General features: G+C 36.8%; 18 protein-coding genes. 9 read left to right on the top strand and 9 right to left on the bottom strand.

Annotation, left to right across the window (positions count from 1 at the left end):
- Positions 1-3: 3 nt before the first annotated feature.
- Positions 4-1,065, top strand: coding sequence for a glycosyltransferase family 2 protein (locus WEEVI_RS02730; protein WP_013597651.1), 1,062 nt, complete (start codon positions 4-6; stop codon positions 1,063-1,065).
- A 1-nt stretch (position 1,066) separates the two neighbouring features.
- On the opposite strand, the gene WEEVI_RS02725 is transcribed toward WEEVI_RS02730, so the two are convergent.
- From WEEVI_RS02725 to rsfS, 6 genes are all read right to left on the bottom strand, one after another.
- Entirely contained in the window at positions 1,067-1,306 is a 240-nt protein-coding gene (locus tag WEEVI_RS02725; protein WP_013597650.1) for a hypothetical protein, read from the bottom strand.
- An 82-nt stretch (positions 1,307-1,388) separates the two neighbouring features.
- Positions 1,389-2,042 (bottom strand): phosphatidylserine decarboxylase family protein, encoded by a 654-nt coding sequence (locus tag WEEVI_RS02720; RefSeq protein ID WP_013597649.1) that lies wholly within the window; start codon positions 2,040-2,042, stop codon positions 1,389-1,391.
- Complete coding sequence (locus WEEVI_RS02715; protein WP_013597648.1) at positions 2,039-2,896, bottom strand: phosphatidate cytidylyltransferase; 858 nt, start codon at positions 2,894-2,896, stop codon at positions 2,039-2,041. Before WEEVI_RS02715 ends, WEEVI_RS02720 begins: the two co-directional genes overlap by 4 nt.
- 2 nt (positions 2,897-2,898) lie before the next feature.
- Positions 2,899-3,489: a hypothetical protein gene (locus tag WEEVI_RS02710; protein ID WP_013597647.1), complete on the bottom strand. Its 591-nt coding sequence runs from the start codon at positions 3,487-3,489 to the stop codon at positions 2,899-2,901.
- Between the two features lie 72 nt (positions 3,490-3,561).
- Positions 3,562-5,574, bottom strand: coding sequence for an ATP-dependent zinc metalloprotease FtsH (gene ftsH / locus WEEVI_RS02705; protein WP_013597646.1), 2,013 nt, complete (start codon positions 5,572-5,574; stop codon positions 3,562-3,564).
- Between the two features lie 28 nt (positions 5,575-5,602).
- Positions 5,603-5,965, bottom strand: a complete 363-nt coding sequence (rsfS, locus tag WEEVI_RS02700) for a ribosome silencing factor (protein ID WP_013597645.1) — start codon at positions 5,963-5,965, stop codon at positions 5,603-5,605.
- A gap of 99 nt (positions 5,966-6,064) precedes the next feature.
- Here rsfS and WEEVI_RS02695 point away from each other — a divergent pair, with 99 nt between their 5' ends.
- From WEEVI_RS02695 to WEEVI_RS02680, 4 genes are read left to right on the top strand one after another with little or no spacing between them, the layout of a single operon-like run.
- The gene (locus tag WEEVI_RS02695; protein ID WP_013597644.1) at positions 6,065-6,793 is read left to right on the top strand and encodes a biotin--[acetyl-CoA-carboxylase] ligase; all 729 of its coding nucleotides are present in this window, start codon (positions 6,065-6,067) and stop codon (positions 6,791-6,793) included.
- Positions 6,794-6,809: 16 nt separating this feature from the next.
- Complete coding sequence (gene idi, locus WEEVI_RS02690; protein WP_041942238.1) at positions 6,810-7,337, top strand: isopentenyl-diphosphate Delta-isomerase; 528 nt, start codon at positions 6,810-6,812, stop codon at positions 7,335-7,337.
- A 3-nt stretch (positions 7,338-7,340) separates the two neighbouring features.
- Entirely contained in the window at positions 7,341-7,751 is a 411-nt protein-coding gene (locus WEEVI_RS02685; protein WP_013597642.1) for a 6-pyruvoyl trahydropterin synthase family protein, read from the top strand.
- Between the two features lies 1 nt (position 7,752).
- Entirely contained in the window at positions 7,753-8,211 is a 459-nt protein-coding gene (locus WEEVI_RS02680; RefSeq protein ID WP_013597641.1) for a peroxiredoxin, read from the top strand.
- Here the strand turns inward: WEEVI_RS02680 and WEEVI_RS11320 are convergent.
- Together WEEVI_RS11320 and WEEVI_RS02675 are read right to left on the bottom strand one after the other, a co-directional pair.
- Positions 8,208-8,375: a hypothetical protein gene (locus tag WEEVI_RS11320; RefSeq protein WP_013597640.1), complete on the bottom strand. Its 168-nt coding sequence runs from the start codon at positions 8,373-8,375 to the stop codon at positions 8,208-8,210. The genes WEEVI_RS02680 and WEEVI_RS11320 overlap by 4 nt on opposite strands.
- A gap of 29 nt (positions 8,376-8,404) precedes the next feature.
- Entirely contained in the window at positions 8,405-8,974 is a 570-nt protein-coding gene (locus WEEVI_RS02675) for a YiiX/YebB-like N1pC/P60 family cysteine hydrolase (RefSeq protein ID WP_232013433.1), read from the bottom strand.
- 232 nt (positions 8,975-9,206) lie between these two features.
- Here WEEVI_RS02675 and gcvT point away from each other — a divergent pair, with 232 nt between their 5' ends.
- A complete protein-coding gene (gene gcvT, locus WEEVI_RS02670) occupies positions 9,207-10,283 on the top strand; it encodes a glycine cleavage system aminomethyltransferase GcvT (protein WP_013597638.1) in 1,077 nt (358 codons plus the stop codon).
- A gap of 109 nt (positions 10,284-10,392) precedes the next feature.
- Here gcvT and rnhB read toward each other — a convergent pair whose 3' ends face one another.
- Complete coding sequence (gene rnhB, locus WEEVI_RS02665; RefSeq protein WP_013597637.1) at positions 10,393-10,992, bottom strand: ribonuclease HII; 600 nt, start codon at positions 10,990-10,992, stop codon at positions 10,393-10,395.
- 131 nt (positions 10,993-11,123) lie between these two features.
- Between rnhB and WEEVI_RS02660 the strand changes: the two genes are divergently transcribed.
- From WEEVI_RS02660 to WEEVI_RS02650, 3 genes are all read left to right on the top strand, one after another.
- On the top strand, positions 11,124-14,354 hold the full coding sequence (locus WEEVI_RS02660) for a SusC/RagA family TonB-linked outer membrane protein (protein ID WP_013597636.1): 3,231 nt from the start codon (positions 11,124-11,126) through the stop codon (positions 14,352-14,354).
- A gap of 11 nt (positions 14,355-14,365) precedes the next feature.
- Positions 14,366-15,802, top strand: coding sequence for a SusD/RagB family nutrient-binding outer membrane lipoprotein (locus tag WEEVI_RS02655; protein ID WP_013597635.1), 1,437 nt, complete (start codon positions 14,366-14,368; stop codon positions 15,800-15,802).
- A gap of 129 nt (positions 15,803-15,931) precedes the next feature.
- On the top strand, positions 15,932-18,961 hold the full coding sequence (locus tag WEEVI_RS02650; RefSeq protein WP_013597634.1) for a SusC/RagA family TonB-linked outer membrane protein: 3,030 nt from the start codon (positions 15,932-15,934) through the stop codon (positions 18,959-18,961).
- Positions 18,962-18,968 lie beyond the last annotated feature (7 nt).

Below are 18,968 nucleotides of genomic sequence, written 5' to 3'. Positions count from 1 at the left end.
GTAATGGAAATCTCGATTGTGATTGTTAGTTACAATGCTACTCCATTTTTAGACCAATGTTTACAATCCTGCCAGAAAGCTTTGGCAGGACGAAAGGGTGAAATTTTGGTAATTGATAATCATTCGCCAGAAAAAGTGGTAGAGAGCCTACGAATCTTTTTTCCTGGAGTGAAATTTTATCCATTACAAGAAAATTTGGGTTTTGCCAAAGCCAATAATTTTGGCGTAGAAAAAGCAAAAGGTCACTATGTTTTGATTTTGAATCCGGATACAATTATCCCAGAAAATCTATTCGATCAAATTATACCATTCTACCAAAAAACAAAAAATATCGGCGCACTTGGTGTGAAGCTAATCGATGCACACGGACGATTTCATCCAGAAAGCAAAAGGAATTTACCCACTCCGTTCAATGCCTTGGTAAAGTTTTTTCCGAATTTAAATTTTGCAAAAAAATCATCTTATTATAATGTGCAATTAAGAGCTGATGATGTTGGGAAAACAACCGTTTTGGTAGGTGCTTTTATGTTTTTATCACGATCGACTTACCTCGAAGCCAAGGGGTTTGATGAGCGATATTTTATGTACGGAGAAGATATTGATCTTAGCTATTCAATCGAGCGTTTAGGCTACGAAAACTATTACAAAGGTGATACTGTCGCGATTCATTATAAAGGAGAAAGCACAAGAAAGGATGCCCAATATTATCGAATATTCTTTCAGGCGATGAATCTTTTTATTGATAAATATTATACGAATATTTTTTCTAAAACTTTCCTCAAGATAGGAGTTTGGGTAAAATATAGGATTGCTATTTTCGGGATGAAAAAGGAAGTAAAAAAGAAAATAGCGGCGAAAATAGCTGTGAATGAACTGAATTTCTTGCCGAAAAACTTTCAGTCACAAGATTTAAAAAATCAGGGACATTATGTATTCGATACACGGTTGTTTTCTTATCAAGAAATTATTATGTATTTAGAGAAATTCAGTTCATCTACATTGCATTTCTACATTGCAACGGATCGTTATCTGATCGGAGAAAACGAAATTTACCTTCGCGAGTAGATTATTTTTTAGCCTCTACAGTGTCTTTCTTTTCTACAGTTTCTGTTGCTGTAGCTTCCACACTATCTTTCTTTGGGGCTTCTTCTGTAGTTGCTTCTTTATGCGTTACCGGGTGATCTTCGTGCGAAGGTACCTCTACTGGTGGATGCGTAACCGGAAGAATTGCATGGTTACCTCCTGGTTTTTTATTACAAGAAATGGCCAAAACCATAAAAGAAGCTAAGAAAACTATTTTTTTCATGTTATTATATTTTTCTGGATATTATGATTAATTGCAAATTTAGCGAAACCTTTGTTTAGAAAGTATATGAATTGTGGGATTTTTATCGAAGGGTCGCAATTGTTTGTACGCCACCTTTGGTAATGTCACCCAATTTCACATGCAATTCGGTGTCTAAGGGCAAGAACAAATCTACACGAGATCCAAATTTGATGAATCCATATTCTTTTCCAGCAACAGCCGTATCGTCTTTTTTGGCATACAATACAATTCGTCTAGCAACTGCTCCAGCTACCTGTCTGAAAAGTATTTTTTGGGCATCTTTAGTTTCTACCACAACAGTTGTGCGTTCGTTTAGTTCTGATGATTTTGGATTATATGCTACCAAAAATTTACCAGAATGATATTGTGAGTAGATTACTTTTCCATCTACCGGATAGCGCGTTATATGCACATTGAGCGGCGACATAAAAATAGAAACTTGTAAGCATTCTTCTTTCAGAAACTCCGACTCAAAAACTTTTTCTATCACTACAACTTTGCCATCTACAGGCGCAATAACGCTTTTTTCGTCTGCGGTATGACTTCGGTCTGGATTGCGAAAAAACCAAATCATAAAACCATATAAAACCCATAGAGCCAACGCCATCACATAGCCGAAAGGCGAAGGTATAAAACGAATAAACAAATAGCTAAGGATAGCAAAGAGTAATAAACCTATACTAAGAATAACTCTGCCTTCTCGATGTAGTTTCATAAAGTATTAATTAATAGTAAATATGTATAGATTATAGGTAAGACAAAGATATAACTATCTAGTCGATCTAAAAAACCTCCATGCCCAGGAATCATGTTGCCACTATCTTTTACTTGGAAAGTTCTTTTGAGTTTCGATTCAGTCAAATCTCCCAAAGGTGCAGCAATCGCAACAATAACTCCTACAATCAACCAATTGCCCTGCAACGGAACAGGTGACCATTGTGCTATAAAATATCCTGCTAGGATTGTAGAAACAAATCCTCCTGCGAAGCCTTCCCAACTTTTTGCTTGCGAGATTTTGGGTGCCATCGGATGTTTGCCCAATAGACTCCCGACGATGTAGGCCATCGAATCACTAATCCATAAGAGAATAAATACGAAAAGCACTTCATAATGCATGGTGGTTTTACCCAAACTCAGGCCAAAAGACGGAAGCGTTAGACTCAAAGCAAACGGTACTACAAGGTAGGTAATTCCGATGGTAGCTTTGGAAAAATCATTGTTGAGTTCTTGCGGACTGAAAAAAAATAGTAGGATAGAAAATAGAAACAAAACCGGTCCGGCAAAAGCCATAGTATTGAGGAAAAACGGGAATGTATCAGTTTCATACAACGTATTAGAAGCCGATAGAAAGTCACGTGCAAATAAGAAAAAAACAATACCAAAACCAATCAAAATCATCCCTTGATACAGGCGATCTTTGAGTTGTGTGATTTTACAATATTCAATCAAACATAGGATGCAAAATAACCCCATCAGAGCTATCAAACTATAAGGGTGCCAAGTGGTTCCCACTACGATAATTGCAGCATATACGATACCCGAAATCAGACGCGGAAAAAAATTTTTCATAGTTATTCTTCTACCAACAACAAATATATGTTTTTAGCATTCGGTATCGAATCGAAATTATGCATATTTTCTCCACGAATACATGTAATATTATTAGGCAGTCGATCTGATTTGTTCGATCGTATACGGTGTAAAGCCTCACTAATATTGTGTACTAATTGATCGGGAGTTGCATAGATGATAAAATTGTCTGGGAAATCTTCTATTTTTCGTCCTGCTGTTTGGTCCGATGATAGCATAATACTTCCATCGTACCCAATCAAATACTCGCATTTAAGAAAATTGAAACGAGAGTTTTCGGTAGGATGTATTTGATAGCTGATTTGTAGCTGATCTAGCATATTCTGCAAAGACTCGTCAATGCATACAAAATGCCTAATACGTTCGTATTGAATGATTTGTTTTAGATTTTCGATGGTTTCAGTTGGGTTACTGCAATACAGAAAATGTCCGCCACCAGCATTGAAGTTTGTGGCAAATAACTCATCCACCGATATTTCCTTTTTGAAAACTAATTCAACAGGCTCATTTTCTTCTTCGTTAACAGGGGTTTGATTGAGTTTTTGTATGAATTTTTTGATTGCTTTCCACATCAGCTAGTGCTGGTTTTATATGTATCATGAACGAAATTAACAATAAAATCTAAAGTTACAAAAAAATCGCTGTTATTCAGCGATTTTTTCTTCTCTAGACTGTGAGTCTTCTTTCGACTCTTCTTCTTCCTTTTTTCGCTCTTCTTTGGTTTTTTCGATAATGGTATCAGTTTCCCCAAAAGGGCGTTCTCCAAATATAGCTTCTAAATCTTCTCGGAAAATAACTTCCTTTTCGATTAATTTTTCGGCTAATTCGTCAAGTTTTTCTTTGTTCACTCGAAGTATTTGTTTTGCGCGTTCGTACTGGGTTTCGATGATGTTCGATACCTCTTTATCAATCAACTTCGCTGTTTCTTCACTATAAGGTTTAGAGAAACCATACTCATTTTGTCCGCTCGAGTCGTAATAAGAAATGTTACCAATTTTCTCATTCAGACCATAAATGCTTACCATAGCAGAGGCTTGTTTGGTAACTTTTTCTAAGTCGCTCAAGGCACCTGTTGAGATATTTCCAAAGATTACTTCTTCGGCAGCACGTCCACCCATCGTCATACAAATTTCGTCTAAGAGTTGTTCGGTTGTTGTAATCTGCCTTTCTTCTGGTAAATACCATGCAGCACCCAAAGAACGTCCGCGTGGTACAATGGTAACTTTTACCAAAGGAGCAGCATGCTCTACCAGCCACCCGATTGTAGCGTGACCTGCTTCGTGGTAGGCAATACGTTTCTTTTCGCTTGGTTTAATGACTTTGCTTTTCTTTTCTAAACCGCCTATAATTCTATCAACTGCATCTAAGAAATCTTGTTTCTCTACAACATCTTTCCCTTTTCTTGCGGCAACAAGAGCTGCTTCGTTACAAACATTAAATATATCTGCACCGCTGAAACCTGGAGTCTGTTTGGCTAAAAATTTTACATCGACATCTTCTCCTAATTTTAGAGGGCGCAAATGTACTCTAAAAATGGCTTCACGCTCATTAAGTTCGGGTAAATCTACATGGATTATACGGTCGAAACGTCCAGGGCGCATCAATGCTTTATCTAGTATATCGGCACGGTTGGTTGCCGCTATTACAATCACATTCGATTCGGTGCCGAAACCATCCATTTCGGTTAGCAGTTGGTTTAATGTATTCTCTCGTTCGTCATTTGATCCAGTGAAATTGTTTTTTCCACGTGCACGACCAATGGCATCGATCTCGTCTATAAAGATAATTGAAGGTGATTTTGCTTTGGCATTGGCAAACAAATCGCGAACACGGGATGCACCAACTCCTACAAACATTTCGACGAAATCTGATCCAGAAAGAGAGAAAAACGGAACTTTAGCTTCACCAGCAACGGCTTTTGCTAGTAGGGTTTTTCCGGTTCCTGGAGGGCCGACTAAAAGAGCTCCTTTTGGTATTTTACCTCCTAATTTGGTGAATTTGGTTGGGTTTTTTAAGAAATCAACAATTTCTTCTATTTCTTCTTTTGCTCCTTCTAATCCCGCAACATCTTTAAAAGTGGTTTTTACTTGATCATTTTCATCGAATAGTTTGGCTTTCGACTTCCCGATGTTGAAGATTTGTCCGCCACCGCCTGCGCCGCCTCCCATTCTTCTAAACAGAAAGTAGTACATTAAACCTAATAATCCTACCCATAATACTATGGTAAAGATGGTTCCGCTAAGTGCATTAGGAACAATGGTTTTTAGCTTGGTTTTTAGGGTAGGGTTTTCGCTGAGAGTGGTGTTGAATTCTTTTTCGAAATTCCCAGGATCAGCAACATTAAAGATAAAATCTGGGGATTTCCCCATTAGGGAAAGGTTGTTGTCTTGTGATTTTTTTAGTTGCTTAAAGTTTTCGGACTCTAAAGCTTCCTTCGATAAATATACTTTTACCGAGTTATCGTCTAACCCAAGATCTACTTGCTCTATGTAGCCTTCTTTAAGGTATTTGAAAAAAGTGTTATGGTCGATACTTTTTGAGGAAGCTCCGAGAGAATTGGGTGTGTAAAAGAAAAAACCAATTAAAATCAACCCAATAACTCCATAAATCCACATAGGATTAAATCCTCCACTTGGTTTTGTATTTTTGTTTTTCAATGTGACAAGTTCTTAGTTAATGTTTTGCTTACAGTTCTATGCGTGTTTCCACTGCGTCGCCCCAAAGACTTTCTATATCATAATATTCCCGTACATCTTTTTGGAATATGTGTACAATTACGTTGGTGTAATCAATGAGAATCCATTGAGCATTTTGTGTACCTTCTACATGAAAGGGTCTTTCGTGCATTTCGGTTTTCACTAATCGTTCTACCGATTCGGCAATGGCATTTACTTGGGTGTTAGAGTTTCCGTTGCAAATAACAAAATATTCGCAAAATGAGTTTTCTATTTCACGTAAATCTAAAATGGTAATATCTTCACCTTTTACTTTAGATATTCCGTCTACAATACTATCGAGTAAATCTTTCGTATACTGATTGTCTATCATTATTATTTTTAATATAAAGTTTCAAATTTAGTGATAATTAGCGTAAGATTAAAAGAATTTAAAATAACTTTAACCTCATAAAACAATTCTAATTTCTTTATGTCGTACGAACTACATATTTTCGATACTTTGCCCAGTACCAATTCTTATCTTCTAGATTTAACCAAAAAAAATGCCAAGGACTGGGTTGTCATCTATGCAAAAGACCAAACACAAGGAAAAGGTTATGCTGGGAGTACTTGGAAAACGAATGCTGGGGAAAACCTTACGTTTAGTTTTTCGATCACAACCGATCTTTCATATCCAGAGCTTATTTTTCTCAATGAATGGGTTGCGAATGTTTTGCGTGATTTTCTTGTTCCATACTTGCCTCAGGTATGGGTGAAATGGCCAAATGATGTGATTGCGAACGATAAAAAATTGGTAGGAGTATTAATCGAATCTTTTCAACGAGATCAACAAATGTACACCGTAGTTGGGGTCGGGCTTAATGTGAATCAGACTCGTTTTGAGAGTAATCATAAAGCAAGTTCATTAAAATTATTAACAGACAGAACGTATGACCTTTTGGCTTTGTTGGCTGACTTAATGGCAGATTTTCAAGCGCGGTTTTATCAAATCCAAGAAAAAAATTTCGATGATATACATCAAACCTACCAAACCTATTTATACCGAAAAGATGTTTTATCGACTTTTAGAGCCGCCGATAAAGTTTTTCTAGGATGGATAAGAAAAACAGATTCCGATGGTAAATTGTGGATAGAATTAGAAAATAACGAGCTAAAATCTTTCTTGCACAAAGAAATTGAGTTGCTTTATGGAGAATAATCCTACCTTTGTGGTTATGGAAGAAATGGTAGTATTGGTTAATCCCGAAGATCAAGTAGTGGGGTTAATGGAAAAACAACAAGCACATATAGCAGGGCTTTTGCATCGTGCATTTTCGGTTTTTATATTCAATAAGAAAGGTGAATTGATGTTGCAACAACGGGCAGCCGATAAATATCATTCGCCAGGCTTGTGGACGAATACGTGTTGTAGTCACCCGCGCGAGAACGAAACGTACGAAGAAGCAGCACATAGACGTCTGCAAGAGGAAATGGGTTTTGATACAGCGTTGACATATGCTTTTAATTTTATATACAAAGCACAGTTTGACAATGGTTTAACGGAACACGAACTCGACCATGTTTTTATAGGGTATTATGATGGCGAGCCGACACTCAACCCTGAAGAAGTGATGGATTATCGATGGATTACGCTCGAAGATTTGGCAATGGAAATGAAACAAAGCCCCGAACGTTTTACAGCTTGGTTCAAAATTATTTTCGAGCAATATGTTTCGTATTTACATAAAAAAGACGAACAATAAATCATGAAAGTCACAGTCAATAGAAAAGCGCATTTTAATGCTGCTCATCGTTTATACAACCCGAAGTGGACAGATGAAAAAAATCGAGAAATTTTCGGTAAATGCTCCAATCCTAATTATCATGGGCATAATTATGAGCTGATTGTGAGTGTGCGAGGCGACATTGATCCCGATACAGGTTTTGTGATGAATTTGGATGATTTGAGAAAAATAATCGAAGTAGAAGTCGAGGATTATTTGGATCATAAAAATCTCAATCTTGATATTGTTGATTTTCAAAACCTCAATCCCACTGCAGAAAATATTGTTATTATAATTTATAATCGAATTCGTGCAAAACTCGAAAATCATTTAGATCTGAAAGTTACTTTGTTTGAAACGCCAAGAAATTTTGTCGAATACTCAGGCGATTAATATGAAAATAGGAACACATATCCCGTCTTTTTCTTTAGAAGATAATAAGCGAAATTGGTTCAATTCGGACGAGTTTCTGTACAAAAAAAATATGGTGCTATTTTTCTATCCTAAAGATTTCACCCCTGTTTGCACCAAAGAGGTTTGTGTTTTTAGAGATTTTCATGAAAAATTTGCCGATTTGGATGCATTGATACTTGGCATTAATAATCAATCGCCGAAAACGCATGAGAAATTTGCCGAAAAACATCGACTAAAATTTCCACTTCTATCAGACAAAAAAGGTTTGCTATATAAGCGTTTTGGTCTCAAGAAAAGATGGCTATTTTTTTACCCACGAGAAACATTTGTGTTTAATAAAAAAGGACGTTTAATTGCTCATATTCGCGATGCGAAAAATCCTCAAGTGCATATAGATCAGGCGCTTGAAGCGCTGAGAAACGAACAGAAAAAAAATTAGGCTTTTGTTTTCTTATTACGAAAAACCAATCGAAAAACAATAAAAACACTCGTTGCAATGGCCGAATGTAGGAGTTGAGTGGTGAAATTGTTGTAGTCGAACACCATCTTCAGTCCTAAGAAAATTACGAAAAAGATAGCCGCCAAGAAAAGGGTTTGTTTCATGTTCTAAAAATATTAAAAATTTTTGATTTTTATAATACAAGTAATCCTACAAAATCCAACTTTTCTGATGTGGCAATTTGGTTGGGATTGGTCCCAGGTTCGTCTTGCGGGACTTCTTTGCCTTTTTTGGCATAAAAACGAACCCAAAAATCATCTATTTCTCCTGTGTTTGGATTCTTGAAATTCATCGGAATCAATTCGAAAATACTATCTTGTCGAAAAGCTCTTTCGATATAATCTGAGCAATACAAGCTATTTTCATCTTGAATATAAAGCCAATTATATGGTTTACCTAACATTGTTTTGGCTGTCTGGATTGCATTTGGTATGCTGTATTGATATTCTTTTTTTAATCTATAAATTGCGATTTGGTTTTTTTTCTGTGTCTGATTAGTGTAAAACTCATCCAAACTTTCTCTCTGAGAACCGCCTTCTGTAGCTGCATGAAGAACGTAAAACAAATTTCTGTCTTTTTCTATCAAACCAACATGGTCATAATTTATGGTTGTAGAAATTTTTGTAACTCGACTTATTGCTCCCGAAAGCTCTTCGGTATGTGCTCCGACAAAAATCAAATCTCCGTTTTGTAAATCGTTCATGTGAAGTTGTTTGGGGTTAATAGAAGAATTTTCTTTTTGATTTGTTGGACCAATTTTTTGTGTACTACAACCAAAACATAAGGCGAATATAACTCCTCCGAATAAAATATTTTTAAGTTTCATATACGAGAAATAAACTATTTCTACAAATTTAATCCATCAAGACAAAACACAAGTCTAAAATCTTTTTTTAATTTATTATTTTTGGATAAATATTATAAATAAATAAGAAATGAAAAAAACGGCGCTTAATCAAAAGCATAAAGATTTGGGGGCAAAAATGGTTCCTTATGCAGGATTCGAAATGCCTGTTCAGTATTCGGGTGTAAACCAAGAACATTTTGCCGTTCGTGAAAAGGTCGGTGTTTTTGATGTGTCTCATATGGGGCAAATTTTTGTAAAAGGAGAAAAGTCTATCGATTACCTTCAACATATTCTGTCGAATGATGTGAGTAAAATTGCAGACGGACAAGCACAATACAATGCGATGACAAACGAAGAAGGCGGGATTGTAGATGATCTAATTATTTATCGTTTGGCTGCTGATCATTGGATGGTCGTGGTAAATGCTTCGAATGCAGGCAAAGATTGGGATTGGATGAACAAGTACAATACGTTTGATGTTGAGTTGGTGAATGAATCGGATAATCGATCTTTGTTGGCGATTCAAGGTCCGAAAGCAATCGAGGCTATGCAATCGTTGACCGATGTAGATTTATCATCGATTCCGTTCTATCATTTCGTGGTCGGGAAATTTGCAGGGATAGACAATGTGTTAATCTCGGCAACAGGCTACACCGGTTCTGGAGGTTTTGAAGTATATTTTAGTAATGAGGCTGCCGACACTATTTGGGAAAAGGTGCTAGAAGCAGGAGAGGGTTTTGGGATTATTCCTTGTGGATTAGCAGCAAGAGATACGCTACGTCTAGAGAAAGGATATTGTCTGTATGGTAATGATATAAATGAAACAACATCACCTTACGAAGCAGGTCTGGGTTGGGTAACCAAATTAGATACAAACTTTATTGGTTCTGATGCATTGAAGAAACAGAAAGAACAAGGAGTGGACCGGAAGTTGGTAGCTTTCAAGATGTTGGAAAGAGGAATTCCGCGTCAGGGTTATAAAGTAGTGGATGATAACGAAAATACAGTTGGTGAAGTAACTTCTGGGACACAATCTCCTATGCTGAAACAAGGGATTGGTTTGGCGTATGTTCACATAGACTTTGCTAAAATCGGGACAACAATTCGTATAAAAATTCGTGACAAAAACATTTTAGCAGAAGTGGTTAAAGCACCTTTTGTATAAGGTTTAAATGATTTCTGTTTTATCTATGTAATTTAGAAAATAATTTATGCCGAATATATTGTATCGGAATGTTAGGATAAAAAGCTCTGCATGTTCAGAGCTTTTTTTATTATTCAAGATCAAGTGAAAGTTGCTCGTCGAACAACCGAAAAGACGTTCTATGATAAGGTGAAACCCCAAACTCTCGGATAGCTTCTCGATGTTGTTTGGTAGGATACCCCTTGTTTTTATCCCAATGATACATGGGGTATTCTTTGTGTATTTTCTGCATATATTCATCGCGATAGGTTTTGGCTAAAATAGAAGCGGCTGCAATCGAAATATATTTGGCATCACCTTTTACGATGCATTCGTGCGGAATGTTTTTGTAGGGTTTGAATCGGTTTCCATCCACAATAATAAAATCAGGCTCTATACTCAGTTTGTTAATAGCCCGATGCATAGCTTCGAAACTTGCGTTAAGAATATTAAGTTCATCGATTTCTTGGTTGTCGACAAACCCAATTTCTGCCGTCAGAACATTTGTGTTTATAAGCTCTCTTAGATTGTTGCGTTTTATTTTAGTTAGGAGTTTAGAATCGATTATAGTTGAATCGAAAAACTCATTCGGGAAAACTACAGCTGCTGCAATCACAGGGCCAGCAAGACATCCTCTTCCGGCTTCATCACATCCACATTCATAATCCATATTTGTTAACTTTCTAAGCATTCAGTTAAATTTTTAAAGTTTTAACAAAAATATTTGGAATATATTTCTTGTATATATAATAAATTTGTTAACTTAGAGTTAAGTTTTTAAAAATAATTAACAGATGAGGAGAAATTTAAGAAGCTTGTTCTTTGTGGGGGTCTTTTATAGTGAGCTCTGCATTGTTTGCACAAGTGAAAACAGTAACAGGAACTGTAACTGACAAAGACGGTTTTCCTGTAGTCGATGCCATAGTTAAGTCTTCTGCAGGAGCAGAGGTGTATACTGATGAGCATGGTAAATTTAGTATAGAAGCAAACGAAGGAGAAACGATTACGGTAGAATCTTTTGGTTTACCTATGCAAACCTTTGTTGTAGGTAATAGTACTTCGTATGCAGTTTCTTTGAAACCAGTACAAACAGAAGCTATCGAGCTGGAGGGGGCTGTGGTAACAGCTCTTGGGATTACACGAGAGAAAAGATCGCTTGGTTACGCAACGCAAGAGATTAGTGGGGATGTTGTAAATCAGTCGCCGGTATCCAACTTTGCAGATGCCTTGTCAGGTGAAATTGCTGGTTTGGATATCAAAGGATCTGGATCTAGAGGAGGATCTACCAATATGGTAATTCGTGGTACGAGTACTTTGATTGGTGATAACCAAGCATTAATTGTTGTAGACGGTGTGCCAATAAATAACTCTACCTTGAATACCGCAGGTCAGCAAACTGGTCGAGGAGGATTCGATTATGCGAATGCTGCCGCAGACATCAATCCGAATGATATTGAAACTATCAATGTCCTGAAAGGGGCTGCTGCTGCTGCGTTATATGGTTCTCGAGGGATGAATGGTGTGGTGATGATTACCACAAAAAAAGGGACTAAAAAAAGAGGAATAGGAGCAGAATTCAATTCGTCTATTACCGTTGGTACAGTCGACAAATCAACATTACCTGAATATCAGAAACAATACGGAGCAGGGTACACGAATAACGGGAGTAGCCCTGTTAATCCATACTTCAATGCTGGGCCAGCAGGTTCTAATCCTAGTGATTTATATGTTATGTATGGTGATGATGCATCATACGGAGCAGCTTTCGATCCAAATTTGATGGTTTATCAATGGACAGCTTTCTGGGAAGGAATGCCAACTTTTGGGCAAAAAACGCCTTGGGTAGCTGCAAAAAATGATCCTAATGCAATTTGGAAAAGCATCACAACCTTCCAAAATTCTGCATCCTTTTTTGGTTCTAACGACGAAGGAAATTTTCGGGTAGGTTTTACTAATTTTCAAGACGAATTTGGTTTAGTAAACAGTAAATTGCTAAGAAACTCAATAGATTTTACTGGGTCGTACAACATCACAGACAGATTAACGGTTAGCGCAAAAATGAACTTTGTAGACAATTCTGCTAAAGGTAGAGTTGGTACTGGTTATGATGGGTGGAATCCAATGCAACAGTTTCGTCAATGGTGGCAAGTGAATGTGGATTTAGAGGACCTTAGAAAGGCATATTGGTTGAAGAAAGAAAATGCTACTTGGAACTTAGCATCGATTGATCCTGCAAATAGTAGTTATTTGAAGCCTTTATACTCTGACAACTATTTCTTTACACGGTATGAAAACTTCCAAAATGATGATCGTAAGCGTTATAATGGTGGTGTTACCGTAAATTATGAATTAACCGATTGGTTAAGCGTTTTAGGGCGATATGGCTTTGATAACTACACAGAAAAAAGAGAAGAAAGATTGGCAATAGGATCAGCCGGTTCACCAGGGTCGTATACTATACGGAATTTTGATGTATCGGAAGGTAACTATGATGTAATCTTTAATGTGAATAAAAATCTTACGGATGATTTGAACTTAAATGCGGATTTAGGATGGAATCTGAGAGTGCAAAATTATGAGGCTTTTGCCGCACAAACCAATGGAGGATTGAAAATACCTAGATTATATTCGCTTTTGAACTCTGTAAACCCTTTAACTGTTGCAGATGTTTCACAATCAAGATATAAGAAAATGGTAGACGGTGAATATTTGAGAGCTAGTTTGGGTTATCGTAATATGTTATTCCTAGAAGGATCAATCCGTACAGATAGATCATCATCATTATGGTCTCAATCGACCAATGGCAATAGATATTGGTATCCTTCAGGATCTTTGAGTTTTGTATTCTCAGAATTAATGAAATCATCTGCTGTTAATTTTGGAAAAATCCGATTGAATTATGCTCAAGTTGGTAACGATACAGCACCATATAGATTATGGAATACCTATGATGTGAATGCAAGTTTCGGATCTGTAGGATCAGCTTCCAATCCATCGGCTAATAGATATGCCAACCTGAAACCAGAAATAATGGAGGAGTATGAAGTTGGTCTAGAGATGGGCTTCTTCAGAAACCGAGTTAATTTCGATGTTTCGTACTATAATAGAAAAACTTATGATTTGATTACCGATGTAGATGTGTCGACCTCAACAGGTGCATCTCGTCAATGGACAAATATGGGTGACATTAAAAACGAAGGTATTGAGGTACGTTTAGGTTTAGAGCCAATCAGAACGGCAGACTTTAGCTGGAAAATGACTGTGAACTTTGCAAAAAACCAGAACGAAATGTTAAGATTCAATGGTGATATTGAGTACTATCAATTAGCAGCTGTTCAGGGAGGTGTAACCATTGGAGCTCAAATAGGTGAGGCAGTAGGTATTATTAGAGGTAGAGGATATACCTACGACGATGCAGGAAATAGAATAGTAGATGCAAATGGATACTATGTCCTTTCGCCATCAACTACTATATTGGGTAATATGAATCCGGATTGGACAGGAGGTGTGAAAAACACATTTACATATAAAAACCTTAGTTTAGGATTCCTGATTGATGTCCAAAAAGGTGGCGATGTCTTCTCTTTAGACACGTTCTACGGATATGCAACAGGGTTGTACAACAATTTCACAACAGGATTAAACGATTTAGGCAACCCAATTCGTAACTCGTTACAAAATGGTGGTGGAATAATCTTGCCAGGTGTTGATCAGAATGGTAATCCAAATACCATTCGAGTGGATGCTTCTGATGGTAATAATAACCCTTGGGGATATCTTGGAGGTGTAAGAGAAGAACATATTTACGATGCATCTTTCGTAAAACTGAGAAACGTTACACTATCGTATGATTTACCAGAAAAATTCTTGAGAAATACATTTATTCAAAAGCTTTCTTTATCGGCAGTAGGACGTAACTTATGGATTATCCATAAAAATGTACCATACGCTGATCCAGAAGCCGGATTAAGTGCAGGTAATATTCAAGGATATCAATCAGGAGCACACCCAACCTATAGAGAGATTGGTCTAAATCTTAAAGTACAATTTTAAAAGTTAGTAAAATGAAAAAAATAATATTAGCCTTAGCTACAGTCTTAGCAATACAATCATGTTCAGATGATTACTACGATAGCTTGAACGTGGATCCGATCAACCCAAGTGACGTCCCAGCAGAATACTTTGTTACCAACGCCGTTACAAGTTATTTTTACCAAATGCTCAATACCAATGTGAATCTGAACGTATTCAGGCTATGGTCGCAACAATGGAACGAAACGCAATATGTAGAAGAATCGAACTATGACTTAGAAACGCGTAATATCAATGGGCGATTATGGACAAGATTAAACACAGATGTACTATTCGACTTGAAATCTGCCAAAAAGCTTATAGAAGAAAACGCTTCTTTAAGTGCCTCTGAAAAAGCAAATCAATTGGCAATAGTAGACATACTTCAGGTTCAGGCCTGGATGGTATTGGTAGATACCTTCGGAGATGTTCCTTATACAGAAGCTTTACAGGGAGGTGATAACATTACGCCAAAATATGATGATGCAAAAACAATCTACACAGATCTGATTAATAGATTAAAAGCTAGTGTTTCGGGCATAGAAGTTTCTGGCAGTGGATTTGGATCAAATGATATTGTCTACAAAGGAAACATGAGTAAATGGAAGAAATTTGGAGCATCATTATTACTCAAAGCAGCAGTGCAGATTTCAGATGCAGATAACGCATTGGCACAAAGTACTGTTCAAGAAGCTGTAGCTTTCGGTATAATGACATCAAATGATGATAATTTCACATTGGTTTACCCAGGATCAGAACCATACGTAAACCCACTGTGGGACGATTTAGTAAACTCTGGACGAGCAGATTTTGTAGCAGCAAACACTATTGTTGACCAAATGAATGAATTAAATGACCCTAGGAGACCTAAATATTTTAGAGAAAATCTAGGTTCTGGAGTTTTTGTAGGAGGTGTTTATGGTTTAGCAACCCCTTATGCAACTCATACACAAATTTCAGATCTTTTGCATCGTAAAGATTATCCAGGAAATCTATTAGATTATGCTGAAGTTAAGTTCCTGCTTGCCGAAAGTGCCGCAAGAGGCTATGCAGTCGGAGGATCTATAGAGTCGCATTATAATGATGCAATTTTAGCATCTATGGAATTCTGGGGAGTTGACTCTGCAGATGCAGCAGCTTATTTAGCTCAACCATCGGTAGCCTACTCATCGGCCTCGGGAACATGGAAAGAAAAAATTGGTAAACAATTTTATTTAGCTATGTATAATAAAGGATTCGATGCATGGACAGTTGTTCGACGTTTAGATGCTCCTACAATGAATATTGCAGCAACATCAGGATTACCTTTGCCAACAAGATTTACATATCCTACAGCAGAGAGAAATCTTAATGGTGCAAACAATTCAGCTGCTTCGGCTGCAATAGGAGGTGATGAGTTAACAACAAAACTCTTCTGGGATAAGTATTAATAAAATTTTTAAGTTTTTTTAAAAGGATTCATAAAAAAGGTGTGTTAAATATTCATTTTAACATACCTTTTTTTTTTGTAAGTTAAATTTAAGTTATATTTGACAGCGAATTTTTTTAAAAAAAACTAAATGAGGAGAAATTTAAAAAGCCTTTACTTCGTAGGAGCATTCCTAATCGGTTCTGCTTTGTACGCACAAGTAACAGGTACAGTAAACGATGGTAACGGTTTCCCTGAATCTGACGTAGAGGTTTCTGTAAAAGGTACAGATAAAACAACCTATACGGATATGGATGGTAACTTCGATATCGATGCTCAAGTAGGGGATACACTAATTGTAAATGGGAAAGAAGTAAAAGTAACTTCTGCCAATTTAGGAGTGATAAGAACTTCAGAGGCGAAACAAATCGAATTATCGACGGTAAATATCATTGGCGGTATTCAGTTAGATCCGGCACAAAAAATTGGATCATACGAAACAGTTAAGAGTGAAGTTTTTGAAAACACACCAGTAGCATCTGTTGATGAGGTGTTAAACGGTCGTGTTGCCGGTCTTAACTTCTCTACAGGAGGAGGACAACCAGGTTCTGCAAATATTATAGCAATACGTGGTGCAGGGTCTTTCATAGGGACTACAAACCCATTATATGTAATCGATGGTGTTGTAGTAGGTAAAGGTGCAGATAATGGTAGTTTGATGACATCATTCAACCCACTGTCTTCTATAGATCCTAACCAAATCGAAAATGTAACAGTTCTTAAAGATGCTTCAGCAACAGCTTTATATGGAGCTCGTGGAGCAAATGGGGTTATAGTTGTTACAACAAAGAGAGGTAAATTCAATCAAAAAACAAGATTTAATATTTCATCTGAATTCTCTGTACAAGACGAAGCTTATAATGAAAATAAGTTCATGAATGCAGAAGAGTTTGTACAATGGGGTGGATTATTAAGATACAACAGTGGTCTAGCTTCAACACGCGAAGAAGGGTATGAGTTCTTTAAGAATTATGTGCGATGGGATGGTAAGACGAATACAAGCTGGAGAGATGCTGTACAACGTGATGTGTCAACAGTAAAAACTTATAATTTCAGCGTAACGGGAGGTAGTGATAATACATCATTTAGAGCAGGTTTCTCATATTATGACAATAATCCGTTAACAATTTATTCGGCATTTGATCGTTTAAGTGCTTCATTAGCCGTTGATCATAAAGCTTCTGATAAATTCAAATTAGGTGCAAATGTTAACTTTACTACTGTAGAAAATAAAACCTATTTAGATGGAGGTGCTTTTTCTAATCCATGGTTAACACAATGGACAGTAAGACCAACATCTCCAGTTTATTTAGCTAACGGTGATTATAACCTAAGTTTAGGTGGTGCAGGTGGTCACAACCCAGCAGCAGTACTTAAACATAGCCATATCAAAGGTAATGTAGATACTTTTTTAGCTTCTGTTAATGGAACTTATCAAATAACTCCTAGTGTAGCGTTCGACTCTCAGTGGGGTGGACAATACCAAATGTTAAATGAAAATCAATGGTATAACCCATTTTATGGAGACGGAGTTTCAGTAAATGGACGTTTGTATACGAGCGATTCGAAATTCTTTGATTGGAACTGGACAAACACCCTAAGCTACAAAAAAGTATTTAATGATATTCACGACTTACAAGCATATGTAGGGATGGAATATCAAGAACACACTATGAGACGTGCTTTTGCTCATGGTACAGACTTTTTGATTGCAAAACCATTGATGAATAATGCAGGGACAATTATTGCTGCAACAGGAGAATTTGAAAAATGGGTGCAATACTCATATTTTGCTCGTCTGAACTATGTGCTAAGTAACCGATTAACAATATCAGGACAAGTACGTAACGATAATAACTCTACTCTAGGAGAAAACAATAGAGGCGGTTGGTTCTGGTCAGCTGGAGCAGGATATAACTTTACACAAGATATCAATTCACCTGCAGTTACAAACTTAACATTACGTGCAAACTACGGTGAAATTGGTAACATTCCATATGCCGATCAATGGGGAACTTCTTATAATGGAGTATCTTTCTTGGGAGTATCTTCTGATTACGGAGACAATGGAAAAGGATTTGTTGTAAGTAACGTAGGTAACCCAGACCTTAAATGGGAGACCACTAAACAATTAAATATTGGTTTAGATTATGCATTTGCAAACAATGTAGTAAGCGGATCATTTGATTATTACCGTAAATTAACTAGCGATGCAATTTTTCCATTACAAATACCATATGAAACTCCGAGCCCTGTAAATACATCATGGACTAATATTGGAGAAATTGAAAATAAAGGGGTAGAAGGGATCTTAACAGTAAGACCATTCAATTCAGGAGAATTCTTGTGGAGCTTAACCGCTAACGCATCTTACAATGTATCTGAAATTGGGAAAATGAAAGATCCAAATGCTAGATATCTAGCAGGAGGTATGAAAGCAATCCAAGAAGGACGTAAGTTTGGTGAATACTACACTTACGGATGGGCAGGAGTAGACCCTACAAATGGTGATGCATTATGGTTTACAGACGAAACAGAAACAGAAACAACCAATGATAGAGGTAAAGCTAAACAATATTTCCAAGGAACAACACCATTCCCAACATGGATGGCAGGTTTACGTTCTGACATGTCTTGGAAAAATATCTCATTAAGCGTATTCTTCTCAGGAGCATTCGATTACCAAGTATTCGACTCATGGCAATCTTACTCTTTAGGAGATGGAGCATCTGTAACTTACAACCAATTGGCATCAGCATTATATGATTCTTGGACACCAGAAAATAGAAATGCAAGTAACCCAATCCAGAAATGGGGTTCTAATAATCCAAACTCTCGTTTAGCGTCTACTCGCTTTTTAAAAGACGGAGATTTCATTCGTCTGAAAGAAGTAAAATTATCTTATAGTTTCGGAGACTTATTAAAAGATTCTGGTATAGATAATTTAACCGTATACTTGAGAGGTAATAATTTAGTTACATGGGTATTTGATGATACATTAGCTTTTGATCCAGAATCAAACTCAAATGCATTCTCATACGGATGGCAAGGAAAAGGGGTATTTGATTATACTTCTCCAATCATGAAGAGTATCTCATTTGGTGTATCTATTGACTTCTAAAAATTAA

The sequence above is a fragment of the Weeksella virosa DSM 16922 genome (assembly GCF_000189415.1).
Classification (GTDB): Bacteria; Bacteroidota; Bacteroidia; order Flavobacteriales; family Weeksellaceae; genus Weeksella; species Weeksella virosa.
The sequence above is the reverse complement of the archived record's forward strand: the minus strand, read 5'-3'. Positions and strand labels throughout refer to the sequence as shown.

Excerpts from the sequence above, each read along its gene's own strand:
- WEEVI_RS02650 (WP_013597634.1), top strand. The coding sequence starts at position 15,932 with ATGAGGAGAAATTTAAAAAGCCTTTACTTCGTAGGAGCATTCCTAATC.
- WEEVI_RS02730 (WP_013597651.1), top strand. The coding sequence starts at position 4 with ATGGAAATCTCGATTGTGATTGTTAGTTACAATGCTACTCCATTTTTA.
- idi (WP_041942238.1), top strand. The coding sequence starts at position 6,810 with ATGGAAGAAATGGTAGTATTGGTTAATCCCGAAGATCAAGTAGTGGGG.
- gcvT (WP_013597638.1), top strand. The coding sequence starts at position 9,207 with ATGAAAAAAACGGCGCTTAATCAAAAGCATAAAGATTTGGGGGCAAAA.
- WEEVI_RS02695 (WP_013597644.1), top strand. The coding sequence starts at position 6,065 with ATGTCGTACGAACTACATATTTTCGATACTTTGCCCAGTACCAATTCT.
- WEEVI_RS02675 (WP_232013433.1), bottom strand. The coding sequence starts at position 8,974 with ATGAACGATTTACAAAACGGAGATTTGATTTTTGTCGGAGCACATACC.
- WEEVI_RS11320 (WP_013597640.1), bottom strand. The coding sequence starts at position 8,375 with ATGAAACAAACCCTTTTCTTGGCGGCTATCTTTTTCGTAATTTTCTTA.
- WEEVI_RS02715 (WP_013597648.1), bottom strand. The coding sequence starts at position 2,896 with ATGAAAAATTTTTTTCCGCGTCTGATTTCGGGTATCGTATATGCTGCA.
- WEEVI_RS02685 (WP_013597642.1), top strand. The coding sequence starts at position 7,341 with ATGAAAGTCACAGTCAATAGAAAAGCGCATTTTAATGCTGCTCATCGT.
- rsfS (WP_013597645.1), bottom strand. The coding sequence starts at position 5,965 with ATGATAGACAATCAGTATACGAAAGATTTACTCGATAGTATTGTAGAC.
- rnhB (WP_013597637.1), bottom strand. The coding sequence starts at position 10,992 with ATGCTTAGAAAGTTAACAAATATGGATTATGAATGTGGATGTGATGAA.
- WEEVI_RS02680 (WP_013597641.1), top strand. The coding sequence starts at position 7,753 with ATGAAAATAGGAACACATATCCCGTCTTTTTCTTTAGAAGATAATAAG.
- WEEVI_RS02720 (WP_013597649.1), bottom strand. The coding sequence starts at position 2,042 with ATGAAACTACATCGAGAAGGCAGAGTTATTCTTAGTATAGGTTTATTA.
- WEEVI_RS02655 (WP_013597635.1), top strand. The coding sequence starts at position 14,366 with ATGAAAAAAATAATATTAGCCTTAGCTACAGTCTTAGCAATACAATCA.
- WEEVI_RS02710 (WP_013597647.1), bottom strand. The coding sequence starts at position 3,489 with ATGTGGAAAGCAATCAAAAAATTCATACAAAAACTCAATCAAACCCCT.
- WEEVI_RS02725 (WP_013597650.1), bottom strand. The coding sequence starts at position 1,306 with ATGAAAAAAATAGTTTTCTTAGCTTCTTTTATGGTTTTGGCCATTTCT.